Here is a 24,178-nt window from a genome sequence, read left to right on the forward strand (position 1 = left end):
GATTGTTAAAAGCATTTGCAATCAGCCAAGTTTTCTATCCTTGCAGTCGATTCAAGTTGCGCGAGGAGCTGGCACCTCCAGCTAGACACTGTTCGTAATTTATACTTTCATATAATATAAAAAAATTTGTCTTATGTAGATAAGACATTGAAACGGAAGGAGTATTCCCCCTTCCGTTAAACTTTGTAAATTAATTCTCGCGATTTGACTTTTGACCCCAGTATTGATAAAGATCTGTGCGGATAAAGCCATTAAATAGTTTACGCTTCTTCGTTGCTTTGTTGCCATATAATTCTTCAAAATTTTCCATTGAAGAAAGCATGTAAACAGACCATGTAGGATAATCCTTCATGACTTGTCCAAAATCACTTATTACTCTTTCAATCGCTTCTTTCTCACCAATTCGTTCTCCATAAGGAGGGTTTGAGATAATTACACCATCTGTCAGTCTCGTTGTAAAGTCAGTTGCTTGCATTTGCTTAAAAGTAATTATATCGCCAAAACCAGCTTCTAGAGCATTCTCTTGAGAGATTGAAATCATGCGATGATCAATATCTGAGCCAATAATTTCAAGCGCTTGATCATACTTTGCTATATCATCTGCTTCATTACGAGCGTCTTCCCAAATTTTCGCCTTCATCCATGACCATTCTTCCGATATAAATTCACGATTATAGCCTGGTGCAATATTTTGTCCAATCATTGCAGCTTCTAGTGGGATTGTTCCAGAACCACAGAATACGTCAACAAATGGTCTGCTTGGACTCCACTTCGAGATTTTCACAAGAGCAGCTGCTAATGTTTCTTTTAATGGGGCTTCCCCTTGAGTCTGACGGTATCCACGCTTATGCAGGCCAGCACCGGAAGTGTCAATTGTTAAAGTTGCCACATCTTTTAAAATTGAAACTTCAACTTTATAAGTTGCACCAGATTCATCCAAAAATCCTAGGCGCTTGTAGTGACTCTTCAGACGCTCAACGATTGCTTTTTTTACGATTGCTTGACAATCCGGAACACTATATAATTTCGATTTCACTGATTTTCCAGATACCGGGAATGCTGCATCTACTGATAGATATCTTTCCCATTCAATTGCCTTTGTACTTTCGAATAATTGGTCAAAAGTATGTGTGGGAAATTCTGCTACGACGATTTTTACGCGATCCGCCACACGTAGCCAAAGATTACATCTAGCAATGGCAGTTTCGTCGCCTTCGAAAAATACTTTGCCATTTTCCACACGTGTTTCATATCCTAATTCTTGTACTTCCTGCGCAACAATTGATTCTAGTCCCATTGCTGCTGTCGCCACTAATTTAAATTTTGTCATGATTCAATTTCTCCTTGATGTTCATATTCCCAAAATTGAAGGAATTCGATTAGTTCCTCCATCGGAACTGGTTTACTATAATAATAACATTGGATAAAATCGCAACCCATTCCATCTAGGTAGTTAAGTTGCTGTAAACTCTCTACTCCTTCTGAAATGACCTGCACATTTAACCGATGAGCCATTTTAATAATTGCATCTACAACCGCTTGCTTATGAGCAAGGCTTGCAATATGTTGAATAAAACTTTTATCTATTTTTAAATAGTCTACAGGAAATCGCGCCAAATAGCTTAAAGATGAATATCCTGTTCCAAAGTCATCAATCGATATTTTAAAACCCAATTGCTTTAATCGAACAAGCTTGCTTATTGTATCTGTATCATTATTCATGACCGTTCTTTCTGTTAGTTCAATCTCAAAATTATGAGCAGATGCATTATTTCTCTCTAGTATTTTTTGAATCAATTCAAAAAAATTCGATTGTTGGAAGTGTATACTCGAAATATTAATTGAGATCGATAATTTTGAATATCCTGCTTTTCTTAAATTCAACAATTCCTCACAGGCTTTTTCAAAATTAATTTCGCTGATAGGAATTATCAGCCCAGTTTCTTCAGCGTAAGGGATAAATTCGCAGGGGAAACGAACCCTAATTTCTCATTTTTCCCATCTGACTAATGCTTCAAATCCAATAACTTTTTTAATTTTTACATTTACTTTAGGTTGGAAATACAATACAAAATCCCGGTTATCAATTGCTTTTCTCAATTCAGAATCTAATAGAATGAGACGATTCGCATCTGTATTTAGTTCGTCAAAATAAAAAGAAAACCTGCTTTTTCCTGACTGTTTAACATAATACATTGCTTTATCCGCCCTGTTTAAAAGATCTTCTGTTGTATTCCCATCATGCGGATAAATACTTATTCCTATACTTGTAGAGACGAAAATTTCTTGATTATTTACTTTAATTGGTTTTTCGATCACTTTTATGATATCCTCAGCAAACTTGGCAGCTTCACGCGGATGTCGAATGTCCGTTAGTGTCAATACAAATTCATCACCACCGTACCTGGCAACGATATCTTTTGAACTCAATAATTCTTTTAGACGGTTGGCGACTTCCACTAACAGTAAATCTCCAAATTCATGACCTAAGGTATCATTCACTTGTTTAAAGCGGTCTAAGTCTAAGAAGAGAATTGCATGCTGTGAATTTTCCATTCCAGAGCTTGCCTTGAAGAGCATATCCATTTTTTCCAGATAGCTAAAACGATTATTTACATTTGTTAATGAGTCTGTTAGTGCCCTTTTTTCTAATTGTTTTTCCACTCTTTTTCGTTCAGATAATCTGTGAAGATTCCACAATAAGTGGTCAAGTTGCCGTAATCATCTTTGATTTCAATAATCGATAGCCATTCGGGATAAATTTCCCCTAATTTTCCCCTTAACAGTTTCAAAAGCACTATTAACAAACAAAATTTTCATTTTGTCATCTGTTACCATAATGCCTTCATTTATGTTTCCCAATACTGTTAAAAATAAATTAGTTGTATGAAGTAAATTACCATTATATTGGTTTAATTGGAAGTTATTAAATTTTTCCCTCATATTGGCTCTCACTCACTAAAAGAAAAGCTCTCCAATTTGTATGGAGAGCCTCTTATGTGACTATCGTAAATTCAATTGAATCCACATGATTTACTATTTGTTATTTAAAGAATATCGAACTACTTTAAATAGGTAGTTAATATTCTTTTATGAGTAATATAAATTATGATCATAGAAATTCATAAGCCATGTTTTGTTCCCGGGTACTCAAACGGCAAAAGCCTCGTACGTATCGGGTAGTAATCATCTATCTACGAGAAGCAACTTCTCGTCCCTCCATCCGTTCAATTCCTTTTGGAGAGTGCCCCTACCATAATTTGGGTTTCTCACTCGTGGGGTTTACCTCGTTCCACCTTTATAGTTTCCTATAAAGCTCCGTCACTGTGGCACTTTCAGGAAGTGTCAACCATATCGTAAACGACTTAGGTTTTCCTTCCGCCGTCAAGGCGAGAGCCTTGCCTTACCTTATTTTTTCAGTAAGCACGAACACTACGATCATCTCAGAACCGTGTGAGCATGGACTTTCCTCTACAATAAAATTGCAGCGATTACTCGAATTTATCTATGATAAATATTACTATACTAAAAAATCATCTAAATTACAACATCCATTAACATTTAGCATAAATTGGCCATAATTTAGAGAACGTACTTTTTACTCTTTTAACGTTATTCGAACAGTTTACTTCCAAAGACGTGTTTTTCTAAATTAGAAAGACGCTTTAAAATATCAAAATTAGTATTTCCTACAGTTGGAGGGGATACTTGTGGTCGTCTTGTTGTATTATTTTCAAGTTCTTCTTTTAATTGCTTATTCTCAGCACGTAATTCTTCGACAATTTTCTCGAATGTATCGTAATCTTCCATAATTTGATCTAAAAATTGATCGACTTGGTCAACACTGTAACCTTTCATCGCCTTTTTAAATTCTTTTTCTAAAATGATTTTTGAATTTAATTTAATTTCCATTCACATCGCCCTTCCATCCCATACAGTACATATTTCAATTATATCATATGAATGTTGCAAAAGGGATTGAAAGTAACTAATTTAAGAAAACTTAGCCAATCACAAGCTTTATTAGCTAGGCTGTTAATAATCATTGTTTAGATAAAAATGGATTTTAAGTTGCTGCAGCTATTTTATTTCCTTTGACTTCAATCGACAAAATTACATTTCGATGTCAAATCCTGTACTTGCCCGGGAAATTAATTTTTAAATATTCTGGAAATAATCATTTCCTAGAAAGATTATAATCACAAATTTATCTCTTAATTAGTTTCATTTCAATCCTTTGAAGTCTTTTTAACCACTTACCATGTAACTTATCAGTTTGTTCCTTCTTCATAAATTGAATGGCATCTATCATGGTTAAACCTTGGTTCGTAAAGTTTATTGCCTTATCATAATTTTGTAAATGATGTTCATAAACCATTGCCAGCTGCTCTAATGCTTTCAGTTTTTCTCTATCGCCAATAAATAATAAGGCTTTTTCGAAAGAGTTTGCCGCTTCGGCATATAATCCATTTCTTTTTTGCTGAAATGCTAAATAATAGTTTGCTAACCCTGCATTAGCATTGTCATAATTGTTTGCAACAGTTGTTAACACTTGTTCACTTTGATCATCCTGCTTTAGATCTCCAAACCATTTTCCAATGTTTGTATACGTTGTTGCTGCTTCGTTTAGCTCACGCTCAAGCAATAAATTGGTAGAATGAATATAGAGCGTCACTAACGAAAGGAGATCCCATTCGTTATGATATAGTACTTTCATTAAAGCTTCGGCATTTCCACTTTTAATGGCATCCGTATAGATAATTGGCGCCAAAAACCCTGGAATATCACCCTGTCTCTTAAACCCGAGCTTTTCCTCTTCTACCTTTGTTAATTTCATTCTTTCCAAATTATTTTTCCATATTCGCTTTGAACTATGTAACAAGTCAATTTGTTTTTGTGTACGTAACTTCGGTAAAATTTGTTGATTTAATGTCCATCTTGTTTCCAGTTGCGGCCAATCAAAGCTTTTTCCATTATAGGTAATAACCGTTCTTTCATGTTGCCAGAACTTAGATTCAAATAAGAAGGCCGCTTCATTTGCTGGATCCGCTAATACATATTGGGTTAAAACAAATTGATCATCCAATGCATCTAATAAGCCTATTAAAAAGATATTGGTTCCAACACCTTTTAAGCCTGTTGTTTCGGTATCGAAAAAAACAATCGATTCATCAAAATTCATAGCATATGGGTGCTGAATTGATGTTTGTTCCCATTTTTCAATTGCATCATACAACAATCCAAGTTGGTAGGATCCATGCTGGAAATCGAGTGGATAAGTCACTTCACGTTTAAATAATACTCCAAAATCGTTCTCTATTAATGATAACCCTGCACTTTCCCATTCCTTAATGTAAAATGGCTTCTCTGGTCGCTTAAATTTAGGTTTTTCTATCGATTGCTCTTTCTTTTTGCCAAGTTTTTGTTTCAATTGCAGCATTTTATTTTCATACGACATGGGAAATCACCCTATTTCATTCAATAAAATCGAAAGCACCTTGAGGACTTTATGTTTGCTTTCGTTTAAACTATCCTGTGCACCAATACAAGATGGACATCCACTTTTGCAAGGACAATTTTGGACATGCCCGATTGTTTTTTCTAAAATGGGTCCTAAAATATCATATACTCTCTCAGCTAAACCAATCCCACCAGGGTAACTATCGTATATAAATAGTGTTGGTCTATCATTATGTGTTGATTTTACTTGAGGAACGACCGATAAATCACTTCTATCACACTGAATATACAACGGAATAAATGAACCAATCGCATACGCCGCGCCTGTTAATGCATCAGTCAGCATCTCCTCTGACCAATTTTCAGGTAAGTTAAAGGACATCCACGTAGCATTTGTATGCATTTCGAGTGGTGGAATATGAATTTTTCCTGAGCCAATATTTTCGTGTGTTTGGAAACGAATTTTTTTAAAGATTGTTGGAATGGCCAAAATACTTATATCTCCATAGCTGACGGTTGCAGAATTGTATGCCGCGTTTTTATCTTCATTTAGAATTTTTAATTCAACGGCTAAATTCGCATCTGTAAAATAGTCAACATCCACTTCACGTACATACGCTTTTTTCTCTTCCCAATCTAACATTTCAACTTGGAATTGCGTCCCCTGGTGGAGATAAATCGCCTCCTCATGCAGGAGTGTCATGGCACTATAGGTATCCATCTCACCAATGACTTTCGTTCCCGCTGGAATTGTCTGATCAATAATAACCACATTTTCTTGTGAAGCGGAACGCAAACTCACTTCGTGTGCCGGAAACCGTTCACTCATCCAATACCAGTTTGAACTCGTTTTGACTAATACGCCTTCATCTTGCAGGAATTCCAGCAATTCTTGTACTACAAATTCACCATAAGAATCTGTCGTGGAAAATGGCAATTCAAAGGCGGCACATTTTAAATGATCCATTAAGATCAGGATATTTTCTGGATTAATCAATGCTTCTTCAGGTGAGCTGCCTAATAAATAGGTTGGATTATTCACTACATATTGATCTAGCGCTGTTGAATTGGCAACATAAATAATTAATGCCGAGTCTTGTCTTCTTCCTGCACGCCCTGCTTGTTGCCATGCACTCGCAATATTGCCTGGGTAACCCGTCATAATGCAAGCTTGCAGTTGGCCAATATCTACACCTAATTCCAACGCATTTGTACTCACCACAATTTGGATTGTTCCGTCTCGAAGACCTTTTTCAATCTTGCGCCGCTCTGTTGGTAAATAACCGCCTCTATATCCTCGGATGGATTCATCTTGTATTTTATTTTTTGTGAGACTTTTTAAATAGGTTACGAGCATTTCAACTCGAACACGAGATTTTGCAAAAACAATCGATTGGATTCCAGCTTCAAATAAACGTGTAGCTAAATCTCGAACCTCTAATACACTACTCCGTCTTACCCCGAAAGTTGGGTGCACAATGGGTGGGTTATAAAAAAGAAAGGTCTTTTTACCAACCGGTGCACCAGAATTTGCAATCAGCTCATGCTGAGTATTTGTCAACTTTTCTGCCAGCTCTTTTGGGTTTTTAATCGTAGCAGATGTACAAATGAAAATTGGATCACTACCATAGAAAGCACAAATTCTTTTAAGCCTGCGTATTACATGTGAAACGTGACTTCCAAAAACTCCCTTATATGTATGCAATTCATCGATTACAATATACTTCAAGTTTTCAAACAGTGAGACCCACTTTGTATGATGCGGCAAAATTCCTGAATGTAGCATATCCGGATTTGTCATGACAATATGCCCGGCTTTTCTAATTTTTTGTCGAATGGCCGGCGCAGTATCTCCATCATACGTATAGCTTAGAATTTCCTCCCCCATATCCTCTATTAACTCATTTATATCTGATTTCTGATCTTGAGCCAGGGCTTTTGTAGGAAAAAGATAGATCGCTCTGCTCGATTTATCTTCTAATATCTTTTGCAGCACCGGCAAATGATAGCAAAGTGATTTCCCTGAAGCAGTCGGTGTTACAGCAGTGAAGGATTTCCCATCAATCGCAAAATCAAATGCTTGCCTTTGATGAGTATACAGCTGCTCGATTCCTCTTGATTCCAAAGCTTTTTTTATAGAGGGATGGAGTTCATTAGGAAATGATGCATATTTGGCAGGTCTTTCTTCCAACGTGTGCCAATGCAATATGTTTTGTTTTAACTCCTCGTCAAATCGCCATTCAGAAAGCAAATCATCAATCGACCTTTTTTTATTGAACATCCGTTTCACTCTCCTCCTCTAAGTATCTTAAAAAGAAAGATAATGTGTAGTGCACGGATTGAACTGATTGAATAAAGCGTTTTTTACTTGTTTCCTTATAGAAAGATTGAACGACAAATTGATTCATGGCATCCACAACATTCTGGATTTGAGATTTGTGCATATATTTTGGATTATTTTCTTGAATCCATTTTAACGCGTTTTGCTGCCAATTTATTAAAACGGATTGATAGAAATCCGCGTGTGGTTTAACTTCTTCATAAAATTGAGGTGTTGCGTCAAGTTCACGCATTTTATAAAAGCGACTAATTGACGCATCACACTCGTTTAATAATTGCTTTGATAATTCTATTAGCTGCATTTTAGTACCTCTTAAATTTTTATATTTCTTCTTTTAAGTGTACCAAAACTTCATTGTTAACACTAGTAATAGGGGAACAGGCATTCTTTACATGAAACTGCTTTTCTGCTAAGCTTACTTTTTGATAAGTAGTTCCTAATTGAGAGAAAATTTGGTTGTGAATGTGAGACCTTTCATTCTCAATTTTTGCTGTCATTATTTGATCAATACACTCTAGTTGTGAAATAAGCATTTGAATTCGATGCATGGTCATTCCTCCTTATAGGATTTATAATTCCTTGCAGCCATACAAATCCCTCTCCACTTGTCAAAACTAGACAAAGGTTGCTAAAACAACAAAATTTTCGATATGTTCTATTAAAAATGGGTATCATTTTAAGAAGGAGAGTTTTTTCGATGATTCATTATCCTAATGGCAAACCATACAAACCTAGTGAGCCAGCAAAGACGAAATCTACTTCGAAGAAAAAAGATTTCTCCTTTAGTAATCGAGGAAAAACACTTGAAGAGGAAATTAACGAAACAAATATTTATTATTTAAATCAACAAATTGCAATTATTCATAAGAAACCTGTTCCAGTGCAAATCGTCAAAGTAGAGTATCCATCACGAAGTGCAGCAGTTATTCGTGAGGCTTACTTCCGAACACCCTCGACTACGGATTTTAACGGTGTCTGGAACGGATATTATATTGACTTTGAAGCAAAGGAAACAGAGAGCAAAACTTCCTTCCCATTAAAGAATGTCCACCAGCATCAAGTGAATCATATGAAAGAAGTGACAAATCAAAAAGGAATTGCTTTTACAATTGTCAAGTTTACGTCTTTAGACCGTTATTTTATTGTCCCATTTACCGTTCTGTACGAAGCTTGGCTTGAAATGGATAATGGTGGTAGAAAATCAATTCCATTAAGTGTATTTGAAACAAAAACAATTGAAATCCAACCCGGTTACAATCCAAGGATTGACTACATAACCGCAATAAAAAATATGATAGCAGACGACAACTAATTGTTTGTTAAAGTGAGGAGATTATTTTGGCAGAAAAACGTCGGACTCGCGAGGATTTAAAGCGTGAGCGTGAATTACAAAAGAAAAAACAGAAAAAACCAGTTGGCTCCTGGGTAAAACGAATACTTCTAACGCTAGTCATTATTGGCGTAGTTGGATTAATAGGAGGTGCAGGTCTGTTTGCTGTTTATGCAAGCTCAGCACCTGAACTGGATGAAGAACTATTAAAAGACCCGGTGTCATCTGAATTCTATGATAAAAATGGCGAAATTTTTGCTTCAATTGGCGTTGAAAGTCGAAAATATGTGAACTATGAAGACATACCTGAAGAAATGGTAGATGCAATACTGGCAACAGAGGATGTTCGCTTCTTTGACCATTTTGGTATTGATATTTGGCGTTTAGGAAGTGCCGTTGTAGCAAACATTACACAAGGCTTCGGCTCGCAAGGTGCAAGTACAATTACCCAACAGGTAGTGAAAAACTCTTTTTTAAGCAACGATAAAAAGCTAAAACGGAAAGCACAAGAAGCATGGCTTGCCATTCAACTTGAGAGACATTATGAAAAAGAAGAAATATTCGAAATGTATTTCAATAAAATTCTCATGTCAGGTCGAATTTATGGATTCGGTACCGCTTCAGAATACTTCTTTGGGAAAGAACCCAGTGAGTTGGAACTTGACGAAATGGCATTGTTAGCCGGGATTCCACAAAGTCCCAATAGATACAATCCATATAAAAATCCTGAACGCGCTCAACAACGCAGAGACTTAGTTCTTGACTTAATGGTTCAGCATGGGAAGATTACGGAAGAAGAAGCTGCTGCTGCAAAAGAAATTGATGTCACTTCCCGCCTTCTTGCGGAAGAAGACCGTCAAACAGTTGCCGGTACTAAATATGATGCCTTCTTGGATGTTGTATTAAGCGAGCTTGAAGAAAAAGGTGATGGGGAAGCTCTTGCAGAAGGTATCAAAGTATATACTACTCTTGATCCAAGTGCCCAAACAGCTGTTGAATCGATTATGAACAACCCGGAAAATTTCCCAACCGAAGAGATTCAATCAGGTGTTTCTGTTGTGGATACGAAAACGGGCGAGATTGTAGCAATTGGGGGAGGCAGGAATTATGGTGCAGACCGAGGCTTTAACTTTGCCCATGATTTAACAACTCGTTCTCCTGGATCTACGATTAAACCGCTACTTGACTACGGCCCAGCATTCGAAAATCTAAAATGGTCAACAGGTGAAACAATTTCAGATGTTGAAATGACCTATTCAAATTCAAAACAAGTCATTACAAACTGGGATAATAAATATCTAGGCGATATGACAGTACGTGAAGCACTTTATACATCGCGTAACGTACCTGCTGTTAAAACACTGCAGGAAGTTGGTATTAGTGAAGCAGAGAAATTTATTAATAAGCTTGGAATTGAGACAGAAAGTGTATTTGAATCAGATGCAATTGGTGGCGGGGACATCACGATGAGCCCGATTGAAATGTCTGCTGCTTATGCAGCGTTTGGAAATAAGGGGATCTATACGGAACCTACTGCTATAAAAGAAGTGGAATATCGAGATGGTTCTAAAAAGTCATATAGCAGTAAGCCGGAAGTAGCAATGGAAGACTCTACAGCATATATGGTTACGGATATTTTGCGTGATGTTGTCAGTTCAAAACCAGGCGCTTCAGGAACAGCCGCGGCCGTTTCCGGTCTGGATATCGCTGGTAAAACGGGGACAACTAACTATGCTGCAGATGAATTTGACAAGTTTGATTTACCGGCAAGCAGTGTTCCGGATTCTTGGTTTGCAGGATATACTACCAATTACTCCATAGCAATTTGGAGTGGATATTCAACTCGTGGTGAACCAATCACAACTTGGGATGAACGACGTTTACCGCAACATTTATTTAGTGCGATTATGTCAGAGATTTCTGCAGATGTGGAAACAGCTGACTTTGATAGACCAAATTCAGTTGTCGAAGCTACAATTGAAGTCAACACAAGTCCCCTGCGATTGGCTAGTGAATATACACCTAATCATTTGCGACAAACAGAATTATTTGTAAAAGGGACAGAACCAACCCAAGTATCTGAAACCTATGAGCAAAAAGAATTAAATGCGCCAACGAACTTACAAGCAAATTACAGTGTCGATGGAGGACTTGTCGATTTATCTTGGGAATATACCCCTAGCGAAGAAGATGATGTTGACATCAATTTTGAATTATCGATGGCTGTTGATAACGAAGAACCAGTTGTCATCTCAACTACGCCAAACTCTCAAGCATCAATTTCGAACATTGAACCTGGACGTAATTATACGTTTACAGTAGTTGCGGTTTCAGATGATGTTCGAAGCGAGCCTGCAACCGTCTCTATTTATATCGAAGACGAGATCGAAGAGCCAGAAATTGACTCTCCTGAAAATCCTGAAGATCCTGAAAATGGCGAAGGCAATGAAGATAACGGGAATGGCAATGGAAACAATGGAAATGAAAACAATGGAAATGGCAATAATGGTAACGAGAACAACGGTAACGAGAATGGCAATAACGACGAAAACGACAACGGCAATGACACCGGGGATACCGGCGAAAATCAAGATTTTGAAGATTGGTTTGGACCTGGAGAAGAAGGTGAAGTAGAAACTCCTGCTGAACCAACCGATCCAACTGAAACAGAACAATAATATTAGTACGGAGAGCATTTCTAAACTGTCCTGCTAATAGAATGACGAGAGCGATGAAAAATTAAATTTTTCATCGCTCTTTTTTATGTTTTGGTGAGATAGTACTTGTTTGAGTGTGAGAACAATTATAAATTTATTAAATTTTTGTTACTGATTTTCAGTGTGATATTTCAGAGGTGAAAGCTGCTCGAACTGTTTTATTCAGACTTCTTTTAGAACACAACAGCAAACGATTCTAATTTAGTGCTTGCTTTGGCACACTACGCTTGTGATTCTTGATCGGTTTGTCAGATTACTACTTGTTTTTGGACAATTCGCTAGTGATTTTTGTTTGCATTGTCCCATTAGTACTTGCTTTGCGACACTTCGCAGGTATTTTTTGTTTGATTTGTCTCATTAGTACTTATTTTGCGACACTTCACTCGTGAATCTTGTTTGAATTGTCACATTAGTACTTGCTTTGCAACACTTTGCTAGTGTGTTTTTTGTTTGATTTGTCTCATTAGTACTTGCTTTGCGACACTTTGCTAGTGTTTTTTGTTTGATTTGTCTCATTAGTACTTGCTTTGCGACACTTTGCTAGTGTTTTTTGTTTGATTTGTCTCATTAGTACTTGTTTTGCGACACTTCACTAGTGAATCTTGTTTGAATTGTCACATTAGTACTTGCTTTGCGACAGTTCGCTAGTATTTTTTGTTTGATTTGTCTCATTAGTACTTGTTTTGCGACACTTCACTAGTGAATTTTGTTTGAATTGTCACATTAGTACTTGCTTTGCGACAGTTCGCTAGTGATTCTTGATTGGATTGTTACATTAATACTTGAGCAACCTAAAGAAGTGCATCTCAAATCAATTATCTACCAAAAACCTCCTTCATGAGGAACTCCTCCAATTAAAACTCTCAATTCAAAATTGCTTTACTCACCTATGAAAAACAAAATTCAAAAGTTCTACATCTCCTCCATTAAGATTTTTCCAATGAAAATCGCCTGCTTAAAGTGCTCCATCCACTTAAAGAGCAATTCCTATGCAAGGCACCCTCCCCCCACCCAAAAGTGTCCTCAACTGCCAACTAATCCACAAACCTTGCCATAATAAAAAAGACCCAACAGCAATACATTATCGCTTTTGGGCCCTGCTATAACTCCAATTAAGTTTATGCGCTTATACGTAATCGGGCTAGCCGCTTCTTTAATTCTTTAAATAGTTCGTCCAGTTGTCTAAAGCAAGCGTATTGACCTGGCCTCGTTTTAATAAATTGCAAACGCTCCATCCCGTTTATAGGGAGGACCTCGTATTCTTCACTTTCATTGATAGATTGTGAAGTTGTTTCCGAGCAATTTACAATACAATTTTCGAAAAGTAGAATCCCTTTATCCATTAATGATTTTGCCTCACCATTACGAAGATCGTGTGCCTTATGAATATGACTGCTTAATTCATTCCATTGTTCGAAATAAGGTTCTACTACTTCTTTTTCAATGGACTCTCGTTTAACCTTTATCATTGCTTCACCAACCCTTTTTTCAGACGCTTCTGCCCTTCTCTGCAATCGTCAAGAAGAGGACAAATATGACATTGCGGATTTTGAGCTTTACAATGATAGCGTCCAAAGAAGATAAGCTGGTGATGAGTTTTCGACCAATTCTCTTTTGGTGTCTTTTTCATGATTGTTTCTTCCACTTCCAAAACCGTGTCCTTTAGACGACACAAGCCTAAACGTTTGGAAACGCGTTCTACATGGGTATCTACTGCAAGAGCTGGGATATCAAAAGCAACGGATAAAACAACATTTGCTGTTTTACGACCAACACCTGGTAGAGTTACAAGCTGTTCCCGGCTTTGCGGAATTTCGCCATTAAACTCGGTTAATAATTTTGAACACAAGAGTTGTATATTTTTAGCTTTATTTCGATAAAGACCAATTGATCGAATATCGTTTTGTAATTCCTCTAATGGGACAGCCAAATAATCCTCTGGTGTTTTATATTTTTGAAATAAAGTTTTTGTAACTTTATTAACAAGGACATCGGTACATTGTGCTGATAAAAGTGTTGCGATTGTTAACTCAAACGGGTTATCGTGAACAAGCTCACAATGTGCATCCGGGAACATATCACCCATTACTTCCAAACAATGCTCCCACTGTTTTTTCGTAAGCATCGTTAACCCCCTATTCTCTTTCCTCTAACCAGTTATAAAAGGAAACTTTATTCGTGTTTTCTTGCATGGTGTTCGCTTTTGGCACAACAGCAGTTGTTTTGCTATGGAATTGCTCGGTATGTTTTTCGACCTGTTTTACTGATGTTATATTTTTCTTTTTCCATTCAAATAAAATTCGATCGATATAGCGCAACGAAATTTTACCTGCAAGCACTGCTTCTTTTAATGCTGCCTTAATAATTGCAGGGGAATGATGGTCTGTATCAATCCACATTGAAATCGTTTCAATTTCCATCGGTGATAAAAGGCGGCCGAATTCTTGTTCAAAAATAGTAAAGATTTCGCCTTCTTCATTTTTTTCTACTTCCAATTCCTGCTGTAACGAGGAAGCTTCAATTGTATCAAGGATTCTTTCCCATAATGGATAGACGGAGTATTTCTCAAAAACAATCCCATTTCCATCAATTCCTTGGGTGATTTCTAAAAAACCTTTTTGCATAAGCCTTTGTAATTTCAAGCTTATTTCGTTTTCACTAAAATAAATTCTTTTCACAAGATCATTGGGTGTAGGAAAATCATTTTGCTCAGCATGAAAGGCTAATAAATGCAATAACAGAAGAGCTTCATCATCTGTGATCTTTAATGCTTTATAATGCTGAAAAAACAGTTTAGGAATTGACACATTTCCTTGTTCTATCCACATATGGAGTCGTTGATATTTTTTATTCATATTAAAGACTCCTTTCTATATCAAATACGCATGATGTGTTGTAATTATCGTTTGCTATTCAGCTTTAGGTCATACTCATTTCACATTGAACAATAATGGAAATACTAAGGAAAGCGCCCGTACGAAACGAGCGCTTTGACTTTTATATAATGGAATTTATCTTGCACTATTGCTTATGGGTATAAACGATTTAAAAGTCTTGGGAATGGGATACTTTCACGAACGTGTTCTGCTCCACTAATCCATGCCACGGTACGTTCCAATCCTAATCCGAAACCAGAGTGTGGTACTGAACCTTGTTTACGTAAATCTAAATACCATGCATAAGCAGATTCGTCCAATTTATGTTCAGCAATACGTTGTTTTAATAAATCATAATCATGAATACGTTCGGATCCACCGATAATTTCACCATAGCCTTCCGGTGCAATTAGATCAGCACATAGAACAACATCCTCTCGGTCTGGATGTGGTTGCATATAGAATGGCTTGATGCCTACTGGATAGCATGTGATAAATACTGGTTTATCGTAGTGCTCTGCAATTGCAGTCTCATGTGGTGAACCGAAATCGTCACCCCACTGAATATCATCAAAACCTTTTTCATGCAAGAATTTAATCGCATCATCATAAGAGATGCGTGGGAATGGTGCCTGAATATTTTCTAATTTAGAAGTGTCTCTTCCAAGACGCTCTAATTCAAGCTTACAGTTTTTCAACACAGATTGAACAATGAATGCCACATATTGCTCTTGTACTTCCAGGTTCTCTTCAAATTCAACGAAAGCCATTTCTGGTTCAATCATCCAAAACTCAATTAAATGACGACGCGTTTTTGACTTTTCCGCTCGGAATGTAGGACCAAATGAAAATACTTTTCCTAAAGCCATTGCAGCTGCTTCCATATATAATTGACCTGATTGTGAAAGATATGCATCTTCATCAAAGTATTTTGTCTGGAAAAGCTCTGACGTTCCTTCCGGAGCAGATCCTGTCAAGATTGGCGGATCAATTTTCACAAAGCCATTATTATTGAAAAATTCATATGTTGCACGAATTACTTCGTTACGAATTTTCATAATGGCATGTTGTTTACGTGAACGTAACCATAAATGACGGTTGTCCATTAAAAATTCGACACCATGCTCTTTTGGCGTAATTGGATAGTCTACTGCAGCATGAATTACTTCGATGCCAGTAATGGCTAATTCACAGCCAAAGCTTGAACGTGTATCTTCTTTTACTACACCTGTAACGTACATCGATGTCTCTTGAGTTAAACCTTTTGCTGCAGCAAATAGTTCTTCTCCTACTTCCTCTTTTACAATTACTCCTTGTACAAAGCCTGAACCATCACGTAATTGCAGGAAAGCAATTTTACCGCTTGAACGTTTGTTTGCTAACCAAGCGCCTAATTTTACAGTTTCGCCAATTGCTCCTGGCATGTCTTGAATCATAATTTTTTTCATAGTTGTTCCTCCACAAAGTACTAATACTGTTAGAATTCACCCAACCCCTGCTAGATGAATAGCCAACTTGCAGACCAGCGTGTCTTCTGCTCGCCTGCAAACTGTTCAGTTAACAAAAATTAGTCTTGCCATTTTGATTTTACGAAATTATCCATGCGACGAACCGCTTCTTCCAGGTTCTCTAAAGAAGTGGCATAGCTTAAACGAATAGTAGATGGTAGTCCGAATCCTGAGCCCGGCACTACCGCTACATTTGCTTCGGTAAGAAGTGCAGTTACAAATTCATCTACAGATGTGTACCCTGTTTTGCGGGCTGCTTCTGAAACATCCGGCAATAAATAAAATGCACCTTGTGGTTTAATAACATTAAATCCAGGAATTGCATTTAGTTTTGGATAGATTGTTTCCAGTCGAGATTCAAATGCAACTCTCATCTCTTCTACAGAATCTTGTGATCCGTTATAAGCTTCGATTGTTGCATATTGCGATGTAGTAGTTGGATTGGAAGTTGAGTGTGAAGCAAGATCTGTCATCGATTCAATAATCTCTGCATTTCCTGCAGCATAACCAATACGCCATCCTGTCATTGAGTGGGATTTCGCTACACCATTTATTAAAATTGTACGTGCTTTCACTTCTTCAGAAATAGACGCAACAGAAAAATGTTCTAGTCCATTGTATAGAAGTTTTTCATAAATTTCATCCGATACGATTAAGATATCCTTTTCTACAGCAACTTCTGCTAAAGCAACTAGCTCTTCACGTGAATAGACCATTCCGGAAGGGTTACTTGGTGAATTAATAATAACTGCCTTTGTTTTTGGCGTTACCGCATCTCGTAATTGATCCGCTGTGATTTTAAAGTTTTGCTCACTTGTACTTTCAACGTATACTGGAACACCGCCGGCCAGTTTTACTTGTTCAGGATAAGAAACCCAATAAGGGATTGGAATAATTACCTCATCCCCCTCATTCAGGATGACTTGGAATAGGGTATAAAGAACATGTTTTGCCCCAATTCCCACGAGTATTTCATTTGGCTTGTAATTGAGTTTGTTGTCCCTGGCCAACTTATCAATAATCGCTTTCTTTAAAGCAGGCAGTCCACCAGCTGGAGTGTATTTTGTATGTCCTTGATACATGGATTCCGCTGCAGCATCAAGAATATTTTTTGGTGTATTGAAATCTGGTTCCCCTGCTCCTAAACCAATCACATCAATACCATTTGCTTTTAACTCTTTTGCTTTTGCAGTAATGGCTAAAGTTGCTGATGGTGTTAATGTTTTAACACGATTGGCTAATAATTCTCTCATGAATAATCTACTCCTCTACAAGTTCAAAATACGTTTCCACCATTGTCCGTCCTCAAAAACAATATAGACATAATTGAGTTTTTCATCTCCGTTTGTATAGGTAATTTCCCAAACGGGGCCAACTTCTTCCTCATAGCCTAATTTTGTATGAAGGATTTCATTTACTTCTACCTCATTATTTAAAACCGACAATGCTTGTTCCTTAGTAACACCGTCTTGCAAAAATACTTCCTGAATCGATTTTTCTTCTAAACTGATTGGAACAAATATTGCTTTTTCGCTACCATCCTCGTCTTCCCCGAACACAGTAACGTACGGTTTATTACCATTATAAACATATGAGTCCGATACTTCTGCCAATGAATTAGTTGTCAACGCCAGCTCTTCTGCCTTCTCTTCAATTTCATTGAATGGTTCGTCGGATTTCCAAATTACGAGTACAGAAATAACAAGTGCCAAAGAAACAATAAAAACGGAAATGAAAATTATCCAGTTCTTCATCGAATCACCTTCATCTCTGCTGCCTTTTTGTCTGTCATGTTAGTCAACCTGCTTTCTATCCTCATCCTTGTTATTATACCAATGTTCTACCTCTAAAACCATATCTTGTAGGGGTAGTTTATTGACATAAATTTGAGGTAATGCACGTAAAAATTCTGCTCCATACGATTTCGTTTCAATTCGTCGATCTAATACGACAAAAACGCCCTTATCTTCCGAAGATCTGATTAGTCTTCCGAACCCTTGTTTAAATCGTAGTATAGCTTCTGGCAAGGAGAGCTCGGAAAAAGCATTCTTGCCTTGTTGTTGCAAGACAGCTGATTTAGCTTTAAAGGTTGGTTCCTCCGGTGCAGAAAACGGTAAACGCACGACTACAACAGAGGATAGTCCATCACCAGGTACGTCTACCCCTTCCCAAAAGCTATTCGTTCCAAATAATACAGAATGGCTAAACTTTTGGAAGGCCTTTAATAAACGTATTCTGCTACCATTTGTGACACCTTGGGCAAAAATCATATAGTCGTCAAGCAATTCACTTTCTTGGATTAACTCCACGGTTTTTCTCAACATATCCTGTGAGGTAAACAATACAAAACATCTACCCTCTGTAGAACGCACAATCTGGGTTATTGCTAATGCAACAGATTCAATATAATCAGACTGTGAGACCGATTGAATATCTGGCATATCATTGACGATAAATGCTTTTGCGCCTTGATAATATTGTTTTGGTGCTTGCAGCATTTTAAGCGGCACATCTTCCTTGATTCCTAATTGTTTTGCTATATATCGTTCATTGTTAGGCACAGTCAGAGTACCAGAAGTCCAAATCACTGCAGATTTCTCCCGGATCGGGGTAAATAAACGTTCAATTGTAGACGAGATGGTGATTGGTTTCTTTAGGACTCGAATACTACCCGGAATATTTCTTTGGTCGATTTCAATCCAAGTTGTATAATCCTGATCTGTTCCAATAAAGATTCCATCCCATTCGCTCGCCTTCATTTTGTACTCACGGACAAAAAAGTCCCACTGTTCAAGAATCAATTTATGCTCTGGTGCAACTTGCTCAATATCCTTTTTGAAAAGTATGGACATTTGTTCAGCCAAATCAATCCAGTGTTGCATTGATTTTGAAAAGTCTACAAAAAGATCTCGATTTAACGTTAACTCATCGAAAAAAGCTACTCGTTTTGGATTTGATCTTGAATGGCTAGCAGATAGTTTCATTTGAGAAACAATGTCCTGCATGGATTTATCAAACAAATCAACCATTTGAATAAATACTTTTTCCAATTGATGAAATGTTTTTAGAGGGATTTTTTGTTTTTTTACTGCGATTTTTTGAAATGTCGAGAATAACTCCTGATCTGATGAAAGTCCAATCCGACCGAAGATATACTTCCAATTTGTAAAGGTGAAAATGGCCTGATCTCTTTGTTCTGCCGCTTGGACAAATTGATGGGCTTCATCGATGATCCAACCGTCAATTTCTTCAAATATCGGTTCATGACGAACAAGGTCTGCAAGTAACATGGAATGATTTGTAATAATTAAATCCGCATCTACACTCTCTTGAATCGCAAGCTCATAATAATCAAATGCTTGTTTTTTCTCGCTACTTTCGCCATTTTTTCGAATCTTATCAATAAACAGCTGTCCTCCACCTGAACAATTCAGCTCTGAAAGATCGCCAGTTTCTGTTTTCGATAACCAAACAAGTACTTGCAGAACGGTTAAGGTTTCATCATAAGATAGGTCCTGACTTTTCATTAACTGTTCAAAGAGGGTAACATCTACATAGTTCTTCTTCCCTTTTAGCAATGTTACATTGATTGGACGGCCAATAATTTTTTCTACCTTTGGAATTTCACTGCTTAGAAGCTGTTCAAGTACGTTCGTTGTATACGTACTTATGCAAACTTTTCGGTTATTTTGTTTTGCATACAGTATAGATGGCAATAAATATCCAATCGTTTTTCCTATTCCAGTTGAAGCTTCAATCATTATCTCGGATTTGTTATTCAAATTTTCCCAAATAACATCCATCATTTCGAATTGTTGCTTCCGCTCCTCAAACCGATCCATTGCTCGAGTAAAAAGCTCTACTTTTTCCTTAGTTGTATGCGGATATAACATTCCTTCTTGCAAATCTTTTGCACCTTTTGCCGGTTTCCTCAATGCAAGTTTGTTGTAATAAACGAAACCATCTTCTTTGGAAACTTTATTTCTCTGGATTTGTAATGCCTCAAAAAACAGTTGAGAAATATTGGATTTTAAACGGAAGGATTTTTTATGCAATTGCTCCAACGTAACTTGTGGCAATGAAAGGAGATTTCCCCAGCATTCCTTTAATAACAAGGCACACGCCTTTGCATCATCATCCGCACGATGGGCATTGTTTAATGGAATATTTAACTCCGATGCTAAATCTCCTAATTTATAGCTTAATGAGGAAGGAAATAATATTTTTGCCAATTCGACAGTATCAATTTTTTTCCCATTCCAGTTTGGCAAGCCTACACGTTTGAATTCACCTTGTAAAAAAGATAAATCAAAATCAGTATTATGCGCTACAAACACTGCATCCTGCAGCAGTTCATATATATAATCTGCATGTGCCTCAAATGGCAGTGCATCTTGAACATCTATATCAGTAATGTTCGTTAAATCTTGTATAAATAGAGGGATCGACTTCCCCGGATGAATGAATGATGTAAAAGTCTTCTTGATACACCAATCCTCCATGATGACAATTGCAATTTGAATCATTCGGTCTCCGTTAGCTTGCGAATGTCCTGTTGTTTCAATATCCACAATTGCATATTTCTGACTTTCCATCATTTTTCTCAACTCACAATTTAATATTTATAATCATTTTATCTTATTGTTATTTCGTAATAATTTTATGACCTGATTGGAAATCTTGAACTAGATAAGCGAATTTTATCATACCTGCAGTCTATCGGTCATCTTATGCCCATCTCGAAATTAAAAAAACCCCAAAAGTCATATAGACCCTTGAGGAAATCAATTCATTATTTCAGTTGGGAGAAAAAAGTATATAGGCTGGGATTGTACTAATAATAATTCTTATGTGAGCGGTATAAGCACTATGCAATTCGAAACAACTTGTAGTTGAATCTACAACTTGTCTTTGCGGCAATGTGAAATTTCTATAATTTCTTTATGTATTGCACAGCTTACGTGGTAGGCTGCGGCTTCTAAATTAGATTAAATTCAATACAAAAGCTGAAAATACGTACATTGAAAGGGATTTCCCCTCATATCCGCGATGCAAACTATTAAGTATTTTAAACAAATAAAAAGAGCAGGGGCTCATCTCCCTGCTCATAAAAACAAAGTACTCCGACAAATCCGTGTCGTGATGAGTACTTTGGTTGTAAAGTATAAACTTTACATAGGTTTGGCACCTATAGTTATCTTATATCAAGATTCATAGAAATTCAAGTGGAAATAGTTTGCAACTATACTTATTTAATAGTAGCTTCCGGTTCATACGAAATCATTTCTTTGATTGTATTATGTTCACCCATAATCGCTACTGTTGGTTTATGGTCTTTCGCTTCTTCATTTGTCACATAGACATAAGAAATAATAATGACAATATCTCCTTTTTGAACAAGTCTTGCAGCTGCACCATTCACACAGATTACGCCACTGCCGCGTTCCCCTGCAATAATATAGGTTTCAAAACGAGCACCATTATTATTATTTACGATATGCACCTTTTCATTTGGCAGCATCCCAACAGCATCCAAAATATCCTCATCGATCGTTATGGACCCTACATAATTTAAATCTGCTTGCGTCACTTGTGCTCGATGGATTTTACTGTTCATCATCATTCTAAACATTTACTGTTTCCCCTTTAGAAGAAAAAATTATATTATCTATCAATCTTGTTTTTCCTATATACACTGCACTTGCAAGTAAAAAGTGGTGTGTATCCCCTGTAACCTCTTTTAAGTCTGGATAAGATAAGAGCTCGATATAATCGATTTTCCCCGAAGTTTTACTCGTCAAATGCATTGAAGCCCGTTCAATCGCTGCCCTTGCGTTCCCATTTAATAAAAACTCTTCTTTGGCTAATATCATTGCTTTATAAATAGCTGGTGCCTCACTACGTTCCTGTTCCGTTAAATAGACATTGCGTGATGATTTTGCCAACCCATCCTCTTCACGCACGATTGGCAGAGTTCTGATTTCTAACGGAAAATTGTAATCTCTCACAAAAGTTTGTATAATTGCCACCTGCTGTGCATCTTTTTGCCCAAAGTAAGCACGAGTTGGTTCTGCAATATGAAATAACTTTGATACAACTTGTAAAACGCCATCAAAGTGACCTGATCTAGAAGCGCCACATAAAATTTCAGATTGTCTTCCAGCTCTTATTGAAATACCACCATCTTCCGGGTACATCTCTTCAACCGATGGAGCAAAAACGATGTCAACTCCTGCTGACTCGGCCAGTTGCGTATCCCGTTTTAAATCACGAGGGTATGACTCAAAGTCTTCAGTTGGTCCAAATTGAGTTGGATTCACAAAAATGCTCATAACGACAAGTTCATTTTCATCTCTTGCTGTACTAGCTAATGCCAGATGTCCCTCATGCAAGAACCCCATAGTAGGAACTAAGCCAATTGATTTTTCTTCTTTTTTCGCTTGCTGGATCAAAGATTTTAACTCGGTAATTGTGTTTACAATTTTCATATATCATGCGCCCCCATAAATTTGGGTTAATTCTTCGTCCTTCATCGTAAAGCTGTGCTTTAATGTTGGGAAGGTCCCAGTTCTTACTGCATTAGTGTAGTTTTTAATTCCTCGTTCAACCTCTTCACCAATGAAAGAAAAGCTTTCAACAAATTTTGGAATATGATGATTTCCATATCGCAATAAATCATGATAAACAAGTACTTGCCCGTCAGATGGAGCCCCTGCACCAATACCGATTGTCGGAATCGTTAATGATTTTGTAACCGCTTCCGTTAGCTGATGAGGAATGCATTCCAATACAACGGCAAAGGCACCTGCTGCTTCACAGTCTTTTGCGTCTTGTATTAATTTCATAGCTTGCTCAGCCGTTTTTCCTTGTACTTTATATCCACCTAGAACATTTGCCAGCTGTGGTTGCAAGCCTAAATGGGCAACGACCGGAATCCCTATACTTGTTAACTTTTCAATTGTTTTTACTACTTCACCGGCACCCTCAAGCTTTAAAGCATTAGCGCTTGTTTCTTGCATCATTCTTACGGCAGTTTTCAATGTCTCATTAGAATCCCCTTGATATGAACCGAAAGGCATGTCAACTACGACAAATGTATCCTTCGCTCCACGCCGTACCGCTTTTGCATGGTGGATCATATCTTCAACTGTAACAGGCAGTGTTGAATCATAACCAAGTACAACCATTCCTAGTGAATCTCCGACCAAAATCATATCGACCCCAGCCTCTTCAGAGAACTTTGCAGCCGGGTAGTCATAGGCAGTAATCATTACCACTTTTTCACCCTGCGCCTTCATTTTCAAAAAATCACTCGTACTTTTCACCATTTTCTCCTCCTTTTTTTAAGAAGAAAACATAAGAAGAACACGCTATCGGAATACAGCGATAATCGATGTTTTTCTCTTATACTTTCGACCCTCGTCAATATGGGTCTAGAGCATAAAAAAATCCTTCCATCTTAAAATAGACAGAAGGATTGCGTTGTGACGAATATAAATTAACGCATTTTGTTTTCTTCCGTCCCTGTCTTTTACTAGATCAAGGCAGATCTTTTTAATTATAAAACTGTGTAAAAGGTACAGTTCAAAATGATACTGTCCATACCGCTACTATAACAAGTTTTGAACTAAACGTATATAAATTTATATGAAACTCTGTCACTATTTTTTAAAAAGAGCAAAGAGCACCGCTTACCAGCGACAAGCAGACCCCGAGCTGAATGGCGCATGTAGCTAGACACTGTTCATACTCCGAAAATTTACACTTTCTTTATCTTTTAAAATAGACGTTCAACAAATTTCTGGAAGCTTTCATCCATAAATAAACCCATCCACTCCTTTTAGAAATGGACGGGTAAATAGTCATTAGCTTACTAGGATTCAAATTACAAGTGCCGAGCTTATGTATTTTCTACAGATGAGGAATTTGATGAACGTACTTTTCCA

At 37.2% G+C, this 24,178-nt stretch carries 19 protein-coding genes, 1 other RNA gene and 1 pseudogene; 2 read left to right on the forward strand and 19 right to left on the reverse strand.

Annotated features, from left to right (window positions below; translation table 11 throughout):
• Positions 1-190 precede the first annotated feature (190 nt).
• The 9 genes and pseudogenes from ACFQU5_RS03810 to ACFQU5_RS03850 form a co-directional block, all read right to left on the reverse strand.
• Complete coding sequence (locus tag ACFQU5_RS03810) at positions 191-1,330, reverse strand: THUMP domain-containing class I SAM-dependent RNA methyltransferase (protein ID WP_390284917.1); 1,140 nt, start codon at positions 1,328-1,330, stop codon at positions 191-193.
• Positions 1,327-2,664 (reverse strand): annotated as a pseudogene (locus ACFQU5_RS03815) (putative bifunctional diguanylate cyclase/phosphodiesterase). The gene ACFQU5_RS03810 and the pseudogene ACFQU5_RS03815 overlap by 4 nt, the downstream one beginning before the upstream one ends.
• A 69-nt stretch (positions 2,665-2,733) precedes the next feature.
• Complete coding sequence (locus ACFQU5_RS03820; protein WP_390284919.1) at positions 2,734-2,943, reverse strand: PAS domain-containing protein; 210 nt, start codon at positions 2,941-2,943, stop codon at positions 2,734-2,736.
• Positions 2,944-3,121: 178 nt separating this feature from the next.
• Positions 3,122-3,503, reverse strand: an RNA gene (rnpB, locus tag ACFQU5_RS03825) — RNase P RNA component class B.
• Between the two features lie 109 nt (positions 3,504-3,612).
• Positions 3,613-3,912, reverse strand: a complete 300-nt coding sequence (gene gpsB, locus ACFQU5_RS03830; protein WP_301138159.1) for a cell division regulator GpsB — start codon at positions 3,910-3,912, stop codon at positions 3,613-3,615.
• A gap of 295 nt (positions 3,913-4,207) precedes the next feature.
• Entirely contained in the window at positions 4,208-5,458 is a 1,251-nt protein-coding gene (locus ACFQU5_RS03835) for a ribonuclease H-like domain-containing protein (RefSeq protein ID WP_390284921.1), read from the reverse strand.
• Between the two features lie 6 nt (positions 5,459-5,464).
• The gene (locus ACFQU5_RS03840; RefSeq protein WP_390284923.1) at positions 5,465-7,741 is read right to left on the reverse strand and encodes a DEAD/DEAH box helicase; all 2,277 of its coding nucleotides are present in this window, start codon (positions 7,739-7,741) and stop codon (positions 5,465-5,467) included.
• Complete coding sequence (locus ACFQU5_RS03845; RefSeq protein ID WP_390284925.1) at positions 7,731-8,102, reverse strand: YppE family protein; 372 nt, start codon at positions 8,100-8,102, stop codon at positions 7,731-7,733. Before ACFQU5_RS03845 ends, ACFQU5_RS03840 begins: the two co-directional genes overlap by 11 nt.
• 19 nt (positions 8,103-8,121) lie before the next feature.
• On the reverse strand, positions 8,122-8,349 hold the full coding sequence (locus tag ACFQU5_RS03850; RefSeq protein WP_390284927.1) for a molecular chaperone: 228 nt from the start codon (positions 8,347-8,349) through the stop codon (positions 8,122-8,124).
• A 149-nt stretch (positions 8,350-8,498) separates the two neighbouring features.
• On the opposite strand from ACFQU5_RS03850, the gene recU reads away from it, so the two are divergent.
• Together recU and ACFQU5_RS03860 are read left to right on the forward strand one after the other, a co-directional pair.
• On the forward strand, positions 8,499-9,113 hold the full coding sequence (recU, locus tag ACFQU5_RS03855) for a Holliday junction resolvase RecU (RefSeq protein ID WP_390284929.1): 615 nt from the start codon (positions 8,499-8,501) through the stop codon (positions 9,111-9,113).
• Between the two features lie 26 nt (positions 9,114-9,139).
• A complete protein-coding gene (locus ACFQU5_RS03860; protein ID WP_390284931.1) occupies positions 9,140-11,809 on the forward strand; it encodes a PBP1A family penicillin-binding protein in 2,670 nt (889 codons plus the stop codon).
• A gap of 1,157 nt (positions 11,810-12,966) precedes the next feature.
• Here the strand turns inward: ACFQU5_RS03860 and ACFQU5_RS03865 are convergent.
• The 10 genes from ACFQU5_RS03865 to panB all read right to left on the reverse strand — a co-directional run bounded on the left by ACFQU5_RS03865 (position 12,967) and on the right by panB (position 23,557).
• Positions 12,967-13,317 (reverse strand): YpoC family protein, encoded by a 351-nt coding sequence (locus ACFQU5_RS03865; protein ID WP_390284933.1) that lies wholly within the window; start codon positions 13,315-13,317, stop codon positions 12,967-12,969.
• Positions 13,314-13,973, reverse strand: a complete 660-nt coding sequence (nth, locus tag ACFQU5_RS03870; protein ID WP_390284935.1) for an endonuclease III — start codon at positions 13,971-13,973, stop codon at positions 13,314-13,316. The genes ACFQU5_RS03865 and nth overlap by 4 nt, the downstream gene beginning before the upstream one ends.
• Positions 13,974-13,983: 10 nt before the next feature.
• The gene (locus tag ACFQU5_RS03875) at positions 13,984-14,703 is read right to left on the reverse strand and encodes a DnaD domain protein (protein WP_390284937.1); all 720 of its coding nucleotides are present in this window, start codon (positions 14,701-14,703) and stop codon (positions 13,984-13,986) included.
• 173 nt (positions 14,704-14,876) lie between these two features.
• Positions 14,877-16,172 (reverse strand): asparagine--tRNA ligase, encoded by a 1,296-nt coding sequence (gene asnS, locus ACFQU5_RS03880; RefSeq protein ID WP_390284939.1) that lies wholly within the window; start codon positions 16,170-16,172, stop codon positions 14,877-14,879.
• Positions 16,173-16,291: 119 nt separating this feature from the next.
• Positions 16,292-17,485 carry a pyridoxal phosphate-dependent aminotransferase gene (locus ACFQU5_RS03885; protein WP_390284941.1) on the reverse strand — a complete coding sequence of 398 codons (1,194 nt, stop codon included), beginning with the start codon at positions 17,483-17,485 and terminating at the stop codon, positions 16,292-16,294.
• Positions 17,486-17,500: 15 nt separating this feature from the next.
• Positions 17,501-17,986, reverse strand: a complete 486-nt coding sequence (locus tag ACFQU5_RS03890) for a cell wall elongation regulator TseB-like domain-containing protein (RefSeq protein WP_390284943.1) — start codon at positions 17,984-17,986, stop codon at positions 17,501-17,503.
• Positions 17,987-18,025: 39 nt separating this feature from the next.
• Positions 18,026-20,830 (reverse strand): ATP-dependent DNA helicase DinG, encoded by a 2,805-nt coding sequence (dinG, locus tag ACFQU5_RS03895; protein ID WP_390284945.1) that lies wholly within the window; start codon positions 20,828-20,830, stop codon positions 18,026-18,028.
• A gap of 650 nt (positions 20,831-21,480) precedes the next feature.
• Positions 21,481-21,864, reverse strand: a complete 384-nt coding sequence (panD, locus tag ACFQU5_RS03900; protein ID WP_390284947.1) for an aspartate 1-decarboxylase — start codon at positions 21,862-21,864, stop codon at positions 21,481-21,483.
• Positions 21,857-22,720: a pantoate--beta-alanine ligase gene (panC, locus tag ACFQU5_RS03905; RefSeq protein WP_390284949.1), complete on the reverse strand. Its 864-nt coding sequence runs from the start codon at positions 22,718-22,720 to the stop codon at positions 21,857-21,859. Before panC ends, panD begins: the two co-directional genes overlap by 8 nt.
• A gap of 3 nt (positions 22,721-22,723) precedes the next feature.
• Complete coding sequence (gene panB / locus ACFQU5_RS03910; protein ID WP_390286495.1) at positions 22,724-23,557, reverse strand: 3-methyl-2-oxobutanoate hydroxymethyltransferase; 834 nt, start codon at positions 23,555-23,557, stop codon at positions 22,724-22,726.
• Positions 23,558-24,178 lie beyond the last annotated feature (621 nt).

The organism is Ureibacillus sp. GCM10028918, assembly GCF_042666115.1.
GTDB lineage: Bacteria > Bacillota > Bacilli > Bacillales_A > Planococcaceae > Ureibacillus.

Excerpts from the sequence above, each read along its gene's own strand:
- ACFQU5_RS03865 (WP_390284933.1), bottom strand. The coding sequence starts at position 13,317 with ATGATAAAGGTTAAACGAGAGTCCATTGAAAAAGAAGTAGTAGAACCT.
- ACFQU5_RS03875 (WP_390284937.1), bottom strand. The coding sequence starts at position 14,703 with ATGAATAAAAAATATCAACGACTCCATATGTGGATAGAACAAGGAAAT.
- panD (WP_390284947.1), bottom strand. The coding sequence starts at position 21,864 with ATGTTTAGAATGATGATGAACAGTAAAATCCATCGAGCACAAGTGACG.
- ACFQU5_RS03850 (WP_390284927.1), bottom strand. The coding sequence starts at position 8,349 with ATGCATCGAATTCAAATGCTTATTTCACAACTAGAGTGTATTGATCAA.
- ACFQU5_RS03885 (WP_390284941.1), bottom strand. The coding sequence starts at position 17,485 with ATGAGAGAATTATTAGCCAATCGTGTTAAAACATTAACACCATCAGCA.
- ACFQU5_RS03840 (WP_390284923.1), bottom strand. The coding sequence starts at position 7,741 with ATGTTCAATAAAAAAAGGTCGATTGATGATTTGCTTTCTGAATGGCGA.
- ACFQU5_RS03820 (WP_390284919.1), bottom strand. The coding sequence starts at position 2,943 with ATGAGGGAAAAATTTAATAACTTCCAATTAAACCAATATAATGGTAAT.
- ACFQU5_RS03835 (WP_390284921.1), bottom strand. The coding sequence starts at position 5,458 with ATGTCGTATGAAAATAAAATGCTGCAATTGAAACAAAAACTTGGCAAA.
- recU (WP_390284929.1), top strand. The coding sequence starts at position 8,499 with ATGATTCATTATCCTAATGGCAAACCATACAAACCTAGTGAGCCAGCA.
- gpsB (WP_301138159.1), bottom strand. The coding sequence starts at position 3,912 with ATGGAAATTAAATTAAATTCAAAAATCATTTTAGAAAAAGAATTTAAA.
- ACFQU5_RS03845 (WP_390284925.1), bottom strand. The coding sequence starts at position 8,102 with ATGCAGCTAATAGAATTATCAAAGCAATTATTAAACGAGTGTGATGCG.
- nth (WP_390284935.1), bottom strand. The coding sequence starts at position 13,973 with ATGCTTACGAAAAAACAGTGGGAGCATTGTTTGGAAGTAATGGGTGAT.
- dinG (WP_390284945.1), bottom strand. The coding sequence starts at position 20,830 with ATGATGGAAAGTCAGAAATATGCAATTGTGGATATTGAAACAACAGGA.
- panC (WP_390284949.1), bottom strand. The coding sequence starts at position 22,720 with ATGAAAATTGTAAACACAATTACCGAGTTAAAATCTTTGATCCAGCAA.
- ACFQU5_RS03810 (WP_390284917.1), bottom strand. The coding sequence starts at position 1,330 with ATGACAAAATTTAAATTAGTGGCGACAGCAGCAATGGGACTAGAATCA.
- ACFQU5_RS03890 (WP_390284943.1), bottom strand. The coding sequence starts at position 17,986 with ATGAAGAACTGGATAATTTTCATTTCCGTTTTTATTGTTTCTTTGGCA.
- asnS (WP_390284939.1), bottom strand. The coding sequence starts at position 16,172 with ATGAAAAAAATTATGATTCAAGACATGCCAGGAGCAATTGGCGAAACT.